This is a genomic window from Aeromonas sp. A35_P, from assembly GCF_002259925.1.
In the GTDB taxonomy this organism is placed as follows: domain Bacteria; phylum Pseudomonadota; class Gammaproteobacteria; order Enterobacterales; family Aeromonadaceae; genus Aeromonas; species Aeromonas dhakensis.
This window is the reverse complement of record NZ_NEVB01000063.1, coordinates 1-9,277: the sequence shown is the minus strand read 5'-3', so window position 1 is coordinate 9,277 and position 9,277 is coordinate 1. Positions and strand designations below refer to the sequence as shown.

The following is a 9,277-nucleotide window of genomic DNA, read 5'->3' as shown; positions in this document are numbered from 1 at the left end:
ATGATGACCAGGTGATGAGCAGGCCGATGACGTGAAGGACCGCCAAGTGGGACGGGAGGAGAAGATGAGAAGATGGCACGGACTTGGACTCTGGCTGCTGTGGGGGCTCTGGTGCCTGCCGCTGCGGGCCGAAGTGAAGGTGATCCCGGTATTCGAGACCCAGGCGGCGGTGCAGACCCTCAAGGATCTCTATCCGGAGCTGGGGGTGAGCGCCATGGGCAACCAGCTGGTGCTGAGCGGCAGCGCTGCCCAGCTGCAGGAGGCGGAAGCGGCGCTGGCCAAATTCAACCAGCCGCCCCAGAGCCTGCTCATCGAGTGGCGGGTGGATGGCGCTTCCAGCAGCCAGCAGGCCGGGGTGGGGCTGGGCCGGGATGCCGCCAAGCGGCAGTGGCTGCTGGAGGGCAATGCCCAGCAGTATCAGCGCAGCCAGAACGACAGCTGGCAGGTACGCGGCCTGTCGGGTCGACCCGTGCTATTGCAGATGGGCACCTATCAGCCGGTCACCTTTTATCAGTGGCGTGGTGGCCAGGTGGTGGGGCTGATGCCGCTGGTGAACGGCCTCTACGCCACCGCCACCCTGATCGGCGACAGGGTACAGATAGCGCTCAGCAGCGAGCAGGCCAGGCTGGTGCAGGGCACCATCAACCGGGGGCAGAGTGCCACCGAGGTGAGCGGTGCCCCCGGTCAGTGGTTGACGGTAGGGGAGCTCTCCACCAGCGCGGCGCAGCAGGGCAGCAGCCTGGGCACCCAGTTGCAGGGGGGCGGCGGTACTCAGAGCGATCGCCAGACCCTGCAGATCCGGGTCACCCGCCAGTGAGGCGCCTGGCTGATCAGTTGCCGGCGTGGGGCTGATCGGCCGCGTATTCACGCAGCTGGCGACTGCGCAGCAGATACCAGAGTGACCAGAGGGTGGCGACCAGCACCAGGGCGGTGGGCCAGCTGAACGACCACTTCTGCAGATTGAGGCTGTGCAGTTGCATCAGCAGGCCGCTGACGGCAGAGCAGAGCAGCAGCAAGGGGCTGTGGCGCCTGAGCCAGGCCCGGAAGCTGCGGGTCTGCTGATAGGTGCCACCGCAGGCTAGCAGCGCCAGCATGGCGGGCACGTCGGTCAGCAGGCTGATGTAGAGGGTGAGCCGGTCCGGGTAGAAGAGGGTCAGGATGGCGCTGCCGCTCTCGCGGGTGACGCCGGCCATCAGAAACAGCCAGACCGAGCGGGTCAGCAAGAGGGCGATGGGCCAGAACCAGAGCGGGGGGCGCAGCTGGCCGTGATCGTCATATCTGTGTTCGGGGTAGAGGGTCATGGTTGCCCGGGGTCGTCTGTGCAAAGGATGAAGGGGATATGGGGCGATGGGGCGCCCTTTGCAAGGCGGGGCAGGGGGGGGGAATTAATCGGGGGGCCAGGCCCCCCAATCCGCTTATCTCTTTGTTGTGCCGGGGCGCCGGCGTCACAGCCAGCCTTTTCGCTTGAAGAAGAGGCCGGTGCCGAGCGATGACATCACCATCAGTACCAGGGAGAGCGGATAGCCGTACTCCCAGGCGAGCTCCGGCATGCGACCGAAGTTCATGCCGTAGATGCTGGCGATAAGGGTCGGCGGCAGGAAGATGACAGCCGCAACCGAGAAGATCTTGATCACCTTGTTCTGCTCCAGGTTGGTCACTCCCATGGAGGCCTCCAGCTGGAAGTTGATCTTGTCGAACAGGAACTGGGTGTGGGGCAGCAGGGATTCCACGTCGTGCAGCATCTCGTCGATCCACTTGTTCTGCTCGCCCGTCATGCGTTGGCGCAGGCTGCGTTTCAAGAAGCGCAGGGCGCGACGGGTATCGTGCAGGGAGAGACGGATCTGGCCGTTGGCCTCTTCCTGAGCCATCAACTCCTTGAGCATGGGATTGATCTGATCCGGCTCGAAGATCTGATCGGCGGTGTTTTCCAGGGTCTTGTAGCCATCTTCGATAAGATCGGAGAGGTACTCCACTTTCAGGTTCTGCACCTCCAGCAGGATGTCGAGGGCATCCTCCACCTCCAGCCGATCCTGACGCATGTAGTGGCGCAGCAGGCGCACCAGTCCGATGTCATCCTCGCGGATGCTGATCAGCAGGTTGTTGCGCAGGGTAAAGGAGACGTGGACACCCTTGGTGTCACGGCCGATCCGCTGGGGAAACAGGGAGTGAATGTGCAGACCGTCGGTATCCCAGTAGAAACGGGCGGATGCTTCGATGTCATCCAGCTCCTCCTTGTCGGGCACCTCTTCCAGAAACAGGCCCGTCAACCATTCTCGTTCCGCCGTGTCCGGCTTGTAGGCATCCAGCCAGACTGTGTTGTCAGGCACTATGTCGTCAGGCCCGAGCGTGACTATGTCCAGTACCTTGTTATTGAGAATGTAGGCGGTGATCATCTGTCCCCCCTTAAGAAGTCATGGGTAATCAGGGATGGTTGCACAGGTCATGCGGCCTTAGAGCGCGTAGAAAGCGATCCCGTGGACAAGCTGAACGGGCCGATGGAAAACCTGAATGCGGCGAACTATACAGGGGCGGGCCGCGCTTGTCAGGGCCTATTCATCGGAGGTTCAGCCTGTTCGCTCAAAAAAACAGCGAGGTCGGAGCAGCCGCGCCGACCTCGAAACGGGCGATCCTGGCGTCGCCTCCTTTATTCACCCCGATAGGCGGGAGAACTTGGGTTCACCGGCCGGGATGGCGGGCTCCCGAGCGCCCTGCGACAGCCCCCGGCCACGCGCCTTTCATCACATACATTGCAATAGTTGGGGCCGCAGCCGCCCTGCGGTAGCGGCCAGACGATGTTCTGGGCTGTGCATCCTTGTTATCTGCGTAGGTCTGCATGGGCCGGCCTGTTACATATTGGGATAGTTGGGGCCTGAGCCTCCCTGCGGCGGCGTCCAGACGATGTTCTGGCTCGGATCCTTGATGTCGCAGGTCTTGCAGTGGATGCAGTTGGCCGCGTTGATCTGCAGGCGGGGCTGGCTCTCCGAGCCCAGGATCTCGAACACCCCGGCCGGGCAGTAGCGCTGGGCCGGTTCAGCCCAGGTGGGCAGGTTGACCGCCACCGGGATCGTCTCATCCTGCAGCTTGAGATGGCAGGGCTGATCCTCGTCGTGGCTGGTGTTGGCCAGATAGACAGACGAGAGCTTGTCGAAGCTGAGCTTGCCGTCCGGCTTGGGGTAGTCGATGGGCTGGCAGCGGCTGGCCATGCGCAGCTGGCGGTAGTCCGGCTCCTTGTCCAGCAGGGTGAACGGCGAGGTGCGGGGGAACAGCCGCTGCTCCAGCCAGTTGAAGGCACCACCGAGCCAGGGGCCCCAGCGGTGCAGGGCCGCGCCGAAATTGCGCGCCGTTTTGAGCTCATGGGCCAGCCAGCTCTGGTGCAGCGCATCGTCGTATTCGGCCAGATCCCGACCCCCTTCATCGCCGCCGCGCAGACTCATGGCGACGGTCTTGGCCGCCAGCATGCCGGACTTCATGGCGGTGTGGATCCCCTTGATGCGGGAGAAGTCGAGGGTGCCGGCATCGCAACCGATGAGCAGGCCACCGGGAAAGTGCATGCGGGGCAGGGAGTGCCAGCCCCCCTTGGCGATGGCGCGGGCGCCGTAGCTGATGCGCTCGCCCCCCTGTAATGCCGTGGCGATGAGCGGGTGGTGCTTGAGGCGCTGAAACTCGTCAAACGGGCTGAGCCAGGGGTTGCGGTAGTTGAGATCGACAATCAGCCCGACCGCCACCTGATCCTGCTCCAGATGATAGAGATAGAAGCCGCCCTGGCTCTTGTCCTCCTTCCCCTCGGAGAGCGGCCAGCCGCTGCCGTGCAGCACTTGGCCCGCTTTGCCCTGACCGGGGGGGAGCTGCCACAGCTCCTTGAAGCCGATGGCATAGTGCTGCGGCTGGGCGCTGTTCTCCAGATGAAAATCGGCGATCAGCTGCTTGCCAAGATGGCCACGGGCCCCTTCGGCAAACAGGGTGTAGCGACCGAGCAGCGCCATGCCGGGCACGTGATCCGCTTTCGGATTGCCTGCCCGATCCAGCCCGAGATCGCCGGTGATCACACCCTTGACCCGTCCCGCTTCCATGATGAGTTCGCTTGCGGTAAAACCCGGGTATATTTCGACTCCCAGCTGCTCGGCCTGCTGACCGAGCCAGCGACAGAGGTTGCCGAGGCTGATGATGCGGCTGCCCTCGTTGTGCATGCGCGGCGGCACCGCCCAGTTGGGCAGTTGCAGGGCGCGGCTGTCGCTTTGCAGCAGGTGCACCTGATCGTCGTTGACCTCGACCCCGAGCGGGGCCTGTTGCCAGCTCTCTGGCAGCAGCTCCTTGAGGGCGACGGGATCCAGCAGGGCGCCGGAGAGCAGATGGGCACCGATCTCCGCTCCCTTCTCCAACAGGCAGACCGACAGCTCGGCATTGTGCTGCTTGAGAGCGATGGCGGCACTGAGTCCCGCCGGGCCGCCACCGACGATGACGACATCAAATTCCATTGCTTCGCGTTCCATCTTGCCTCTGTGCTCGACTTGGCCTAGGGTAGTGCTGGTAGTTTACGTAAACGTAAAGTAAATGTAAGCAAAAAATGTGAGGGTTTTCATGGATTCACTCAACAGAAGCGAGGGATGCGCGTCATGAAGCTGCTGGTCGCGGTCAAGCGGGTGCTGGATTACAACGTCAAGGTCCGGGTCAAGAGCGATGGCTCGGACGTGGAGCTGGCCAACGTCAAGATGGGGATCAACCCGTTTTGTGAAATTGCGGTGGAAGAGGGGGTCAGGCTGCGCGAAGCCGGCGTGGCGAGCGAGCTGGTGGTGGTGACCTTCGGCCCCGAGGCGGCGGCCGAACAGCTGCGTCACGCCCTGGCGCTGGGGGCGGATCGGGCGCGCCATTATGTGACCGGCGAGACTCTGACCCCGCTCACCGTGGCGCGTGCCCTGCAACAGGTATGCGAGCAGGAAAAGCCCGATCTGGTGCTGCTCGGCAAGCAGTCCATCGATTCCGACAACAACCAGGTGGGCCAGATGCTGGCCGCCCTCAATGACTGGCCGCTCGCCACCTTCGCCTCCGCCATCAAGCTGGTGGAGGGGGAATTGCAGGTGACCCGCGAGATTGACGGCGGCCTCGAGACCCTCGGCATGGCGCTGCCGGCGGTGGTGACCGTGGATCTGCGCCTCAACGAGCCGCGTTTTGCCTCGCTCCCCAACATCATGAAGGCCAAGCGCAAGCCGCTCGAGAGCGCGCCCTTCGCCGACCTCGGTGTCGAGCCGGCCGGCCAGACCCGACTGCTCGGGGTGATGGCCCCCGCGGCCCGCAGCGCCGGCATCATGGTGGGCTCGGTGGACGAGCTGCTGGACAAACTCAAGCACGAAGCGAAGGTACTCTGATGCTGCCAGCAATCAACAGAACCCCGCCCGCCGGCGACAGGCTCGGGGGCGTGATGGGCACACAGGCTGGGACATCAACGGACGATAGCAAGGGGCAGTCATGAGCGTATTGATCATTGCCGAACATCATCAGGGCCAGTTGGCCGACAACGTGGCCCGTCTGGTCACCGCTGGGGGCCAGCTGGGCGGCGAAGTGCATCTGCTGTTGCTGGGACAGGGGCTGACCGAGGCGGGCGAACAGGCCGCCGCCCTGCAGGGGGTGAATCGTGTGCTGCTGGCCGAGCACCCCATGCTGGCAGAGGGGCTGAGCGACGGGGTCGATCCGCTCTTGGCCCACATCGCGCGGGATTATCAGCACTGCCTGATGGCCGCCAGCACCCAGGGCAAGGATCTGCTGCCGCGGGTGGCGGCCAGGCTCGGGGTGGAGATGCTCTCCGAAGTGACCGGCATCGAGAGCGGCGACACCTTTCTGCGCCCCATCTATGCGGGCAACGCCGTGGCCCGGGTGGCGAGCAGCGCTCCCATCAAGGTGCTGACCATCCGGCCCACCGCCTTCGCCAAGGCGGCGAGCGGCGGCCAGGCAGAGGTGGAGCGCTTGCCGGTGAGCGAGGTGACTTGCCGTACCCGCCTCATCGAGCGGCGCGCCGTGCGCTCCGCCAGACCCGAGCTCGCGGCGGCGCGGGTGGTGGTCTCCGGCGGGCGGGCGCTCGGCTCCAAGGCGCAGTTTTCCTTGATCGAGGCGCTGGCCGACAAGCTGGGCGGCGCGGTGGGCGCCTCGCGGGCGGCGGTGGATGCGGGCTTTGTCGCCAATGACCTGCAGGTGGGCCAGACTGGCAAGGTGGTGGCCCCCGAGCTCTACATCGCGGTTGGCATTTCGGGTGCCATCCAGCATCTGGCGGGGATGAAGGAGTCCAAGGTGATCGTCGCCATCAACAAGGACAGCGAGGCCCCCATCTTCCAGGTGGCCGACTACGGGCTGGTGGGGGATCTCTTCACCTTGCTGCCGGAGCTCACCGCCAAGCTGTAACCTGGTGAAAAAAGGGGGCCTGTGGCATTGCGCGCCGGCAGGCGCTCATTTCCACGCATGTTCTCTGCAAGCCCTGACCCGTTCAGGGCTTTTTTTTGCCAAGAGCACTGGCTGCGGGTCGGCAAAAGGTTGAGCCAGCTCCCAAAAAGCCTTTGATCCGGGGGCTGCACTTGTGTAAAACCAGACAAGTCATCGATCACACTCATCCACTCACGGAAAGCGTCATGAGCAAACAGATTTACAACTTCTGCGCCGGCCCCGCCATGTTGCCGGTCGAAGTCATGGAGCGCGCCCAGCGCGAATTTTGTAATTTCCAGGGGCTGGGAGCCTCGGTCATGGAGCTCTCCCACCGCGGCAAGCCCTACATGGCGGTCGCCGAGAAGGCCGAAGCCGATCTGCGCGAGCTGCTGGCGGTGCCGGACAACTACAAGGTGCTGTTCATGCACGGCGGCGGCCGTGGCCAGTTCTCCGCGGTGCCCATGAACCTGCTGGGGGGAGCCAACAAGAAGGCCGACTTCCTGCTGACCGGGGTCTGGTCCCAGAGCGCGGTGGATGAGGCCAAAAAGTATGGCGATATCCAGACCTTCCAGGGTGTTGCCAAGAACGAGCAGGGGATCTCCCACCTGCTGCCGACCCCGGCGTTTCGCGCCGATGCGGCCTATGTGCACTACTGCCCGAACGAAACCATCGACGGCATCGAGATGTTCGACATCCCGGCCACCGGCGAGGTGCCGCTGGTGGCGGATCTCTCCTCCACCATCCTCTCTCGTCCCATCGACGTGAGCCGCTTCGGCATCATCTATGCCGGCGCCCAGAAGAATATCGGCCCCTCTGGGCTGGCCATCGCCATCGTGCGCGACGATCTGCTGAACCAGGCCCGCGCCGATGTACCCTCGATTTTTGACTACCAGCTCACCGCCAAGAACGACTCCATGTTCAACACCCCGCCCACTTACGCCTGGTATCTGGCCGGGCTGGTATTCGAGTGGCTGAAAGAACAGGGCGGCCTCGAGGCGATGGAAGCGCGCAACAAGGCGAAGGCCGATTTCCTCTACGGCTATCTCGACCAGTCCAGCTTCTATGGCAACCAGGTGGATGCCAGCTGCCGTTCGCGGATGAACATCCCGTTCCAGCTGAAAAATGCCGAGCTGGACAAGCTGTTCCTGGCCGAATCGGAAGCCGCCGGCCTGCTGGCGCTCAAGGGACACCGCATCGTCGGCGGCATGCGCGCCAGCCTCTATAACGCCATGCCGCTGGAAGGGGTGAAGGCGCTGGTCAGCTTTATGGACGGCTTTGCCAAGCGTCACGGCTGAGGCATGTTTCCCCGATTGCCGACGCCGGGGACTCCCCGGCGTCTGTTTTTTCCCTGATGCCGGACCGGCTGCCCCCGCGGTCCGCTTTTGTGCCACGTGCAGTCTTGCCGAGCAGGGCGCGGGCTGCTAACGTCCGGTCAGGTCAATTTTTTGAGAGCGTACAGGAAGTCTATGAATTCGTTGCGTTTGGAACCTATTTCTCGTGTGGCCGGTGAGGTCAATCTACCCGGCTCCAAGAGCGTGTCCAACCGGGCCCTGCTGCTGGCAGCCATGGCTCGTGGCACCACCCGGCTCACCAACCTGCTCGACAGTGATGACATTCGTCACATGCTGGCGGCGCTGACCCAGCTCGGGGTCAAGTACAAGCTCTCCGCCGACAAGACCGAGTGCACAGTGCAGGGTCTGGGCCGCAGTTTTGCCGTCAAAGAGCCGATCAATCTGTTCCTCGGCAACGCCGGCACCGCCATGCGCCCGCTGTGCGCCGCGCTGTGCCTGGGATCCGGCGAATACACCCTGGGCGGGGAACCGCGCATGGAAGAGCGCCCCATCGGCCATCTGGTGGATGCCCTGCGTGAAGCGGGTGCCCATATCCAATACCTGAAGAAAGATGGTTATCCGCCGCTGGTGGTGGATGCCAAGGGGCTGTGGGGCGGCGACGTTCACGTCGATGGTTCCGTCTCCAGCCAGTTCCTGACCGCCTTCCTGATGGCGGCACCGATGGCGGCGGGCGACACCCGCATCCACATCAAGGGGGAGCTGGTCTCCAAGCCCTACATCGACATTACCCTGCACATCATGAAGCAGTTCGGGGTGGTCATCGAGCACGACAACTACAAGCTGTTCTACATCAAGGGCAACCAGACCTACGTCAGTCCCGGTGACTTCCTAGTGGAAGGGGATGCCTCCAGCGCCTCCTACTTCCTCGCGACAGGCGCCATCAAGGGCAAGGTGCGGGTCACCGGCATCGGCAAGCACAGCATTCAGGGCGATATCCACTTCGCCGACGTGCTGGAGAAGATGGGCGCTCGCATCACCTGGGGCGATGACTTCATCGAGGCCGAGCAGGCGCCGCTGCACGGCATCGACATGGACATGAACCACATCCCCGATGCAGCCATGACCATCGCCGTGGCGGCGCTGTTCGCCGAGGGGCCCACCTCCATTCGCAACATCTACAACTGGCGGGTGAAGGAGACCGACCGCCTGCACGCCATGGCGACCGAGCTGCGCAAGCTGGGGGTCGAGGTGGAGGAGGGGCGTGACTTCATTACCGTGACGCCACCCGCTCAGCTCAATCACGCGGCCATCGATACCTACAACGACCACCGCATCGCCATGTGCTTCTCGCTGGTGGCGCTGTCCGATACTGCTGTCACCATCAATGACCCCAAGTGTACCTCGAAGACCTTCCCGGACTACTTCGACAAGCTGGCCAGCATCAGCCAGCGTGCATGAGTCAACCAGGCCCGCCTCGCTGCGGGCCTGTTTCTTTGGGCTGCCCCGGCCTGCTGTTCCCCTCTTTCCATCCTCGCTTAGCAGCATTATTTAAACTTGCAAGGTAGGTTAAGAAAATT

8 protein-coding genes are annotated in these 9,277 nt (G+C 63.6%); 5 read left to right on the top strand and 3 right to left on the bottom strand.

The features are described from left to right. The first annotated feature begins 64 nt into the window (after positions 1 to 64). Complete coding sequence (locus tag CAK78_RS05230; protein WP_094696594.1) at positions 65 to 817, top strand: hypothetical protein; 753 nt, start codon at positions 65 to 67, stop codon at positions 815 to 817. 13 nt (positions 818 to 830) lie between these two features. Here the strand turns inward: CAK78_RS05230 and CAK78_RS05225 are convergent, their stop codons facing one another. From CAK78_RS05225 to CAK78_RS05215, 3 genes are all read right to left on the bottom strand, one after another. Next, the gene (locus CAK78_RS05225; protein WP_176452683.1) at positions 831 to 1,301 is read right to left on the bottom strand and encodes a DUF2919 domain-containing protein; all 471 of its coding nucleotides are present in this window, start codon (positions 1,299 to 1,301) and stop codon (positions 831 to 833) included. 144 nt (positions 1,302 to 1,445) lie between these two features. Continuing rightward, positions 1,446 to 2,393 carry a magnesium/cobalt transporter CorA gene (corA, locus tag CAK78_RS05220; protein WP_005301617.1) on the bottom strand — a complete coding sequence of 316 codons (948 nt, stop codon included), beginning with the start codon at positions 2,391 to 2,393 and terminating at the stop codon, positions 1,446 to 1,448. Between the two features lie 453 nt (positions 2,394 to 2,846). Beyond that, a complete protein-coding gene (locus CAK78_RS05215) occupies positions 2,847 to 4,490 on the bottom strand; it encodes an electron transfer flavoprotein-ubiquinone oxidoreductase (RefSeq protein WP_094696592.1) in 1,644 nt (547 codons plus the stop codon). Positions 4,491 to 4,613: 123 nt separating this feature from the next. Here CAK78_RS05215 and CAK78_RS05210 point away from each other — a divergent pair, with 123 nt between their 5' ends. The 4 genes from CAK78_RS05210 (at position 4,614) to aroA (ending at position 9,158) form a co-directional block, all read left to right on the top strand. After that, on the top strand, positions 4,614 to 5,363 hold the full coding sequence (locus CAK78_RS05210; protein WP_005301613.1) for an electron transfer flavoprotein subunit beta/FixA family protein: 750 nt from the start codon (positions 4,614 to 4,616) through the stop codon (positions 5,361 to 5,363). A gap of 100 nt (positions 5,364 to 5,463) precedes the next feature. Further along, positions 5,464 to 6,390 carry an electron transfer flavoprotein subunit alpha/FixB family protein gene (locus CAK78_RS05205; RefSeq protein ID WP_094696591.1) on the top strand — a complete coding sequence of 309 codons (927 nt, stop codon included), beginning with the start codon at positions 5,464 to 5,466 and terminating at the stop codon, positions 6,388 to 6,390. Between the two features lie 224 nt (positions 6,391 to 6,614). Continuing rightward, complete coding sequence (gene serC, locus CAK78_RS05200; RefSeq protein WP_005301608.1) at positions 6,615 to 7,703, top strand: 3-phosphoserine/phosphohydroxythreonine transaminase; 1,089 nt, start codon at positions 6,615 to 6,617, stop codon at positions 7,701 to 7,703. A gap of 171 nt (positions 7,704 to 7,874) precedes the next feature. After that, positions 7,875 to 9,158 (top strand): 3-phosphoshikimate 1-carboxyvinyltransferase, encoded by a 1,284-nt coding sequence (gene aroA, locus CAK78_RS05195; protein WP_176452682.1) that lies wholly within the window; start codon positions 7,875 to 7,877, stop codon positions 9,156 to 9,158. Positions 9,159 to 9,277: the final 119 nt, after the last annotated feature.

Coding starts and splice junctions, on each gene's coding strand:
- aroA (WP_176452682.1), top strand. CDS start 7,875: ATGAATTCGTTGCGTTTGGAACCTATTTCTCGTGTGGCCGGTGAGGTC.
- CAK78_RS05215 (WP_094696592.1), bottom strand. CDS start 4,490: ATGGAACGCGAAGCAATGGAATTTGATGTCGTCATCGTCGGTGGCGGC.
- CAK78_RS05210 (WP_005301613.1), top strand. CDS start 4,614: ATGAAGCTGCTGGTCGCGGTCAAGCGGGTGCTGGATTACAACGTCAAG.
- CAK78_RS05205 (WP_094696591.1), top strand. CDS start 5,464: ATGAGCGTATTGATCATTGCCGAACATCATCAGGGCCAGTTGGCCGAC.
- CAK78_RS05225 (WP_176452683.1), bottom strand. CDS start 1,301: ATGACCCTCTACCCCGAACACAGATATGACGATCACGGCCAGCTGCGC.
- corA (WP_005301617.1), bottom strand. CDS start 2,393: ATGATCACCGCCTACATTCTCAATAACAAGGTACTGGACATAGTCACG.
- CAK78_RS05230 (WP_094696594.1), top strand. CDS start 65: ATGAGAAGATGGCACGGACTTGGACTCTGGCTGCTGTGGGGGCTCTGG.
- serC (WP_005301608.1), top strand. CDS start 6,615: ATGAGCAAACAGATTTACAACTTCTGCGCCGGCCCCGCCATGTTGCCG.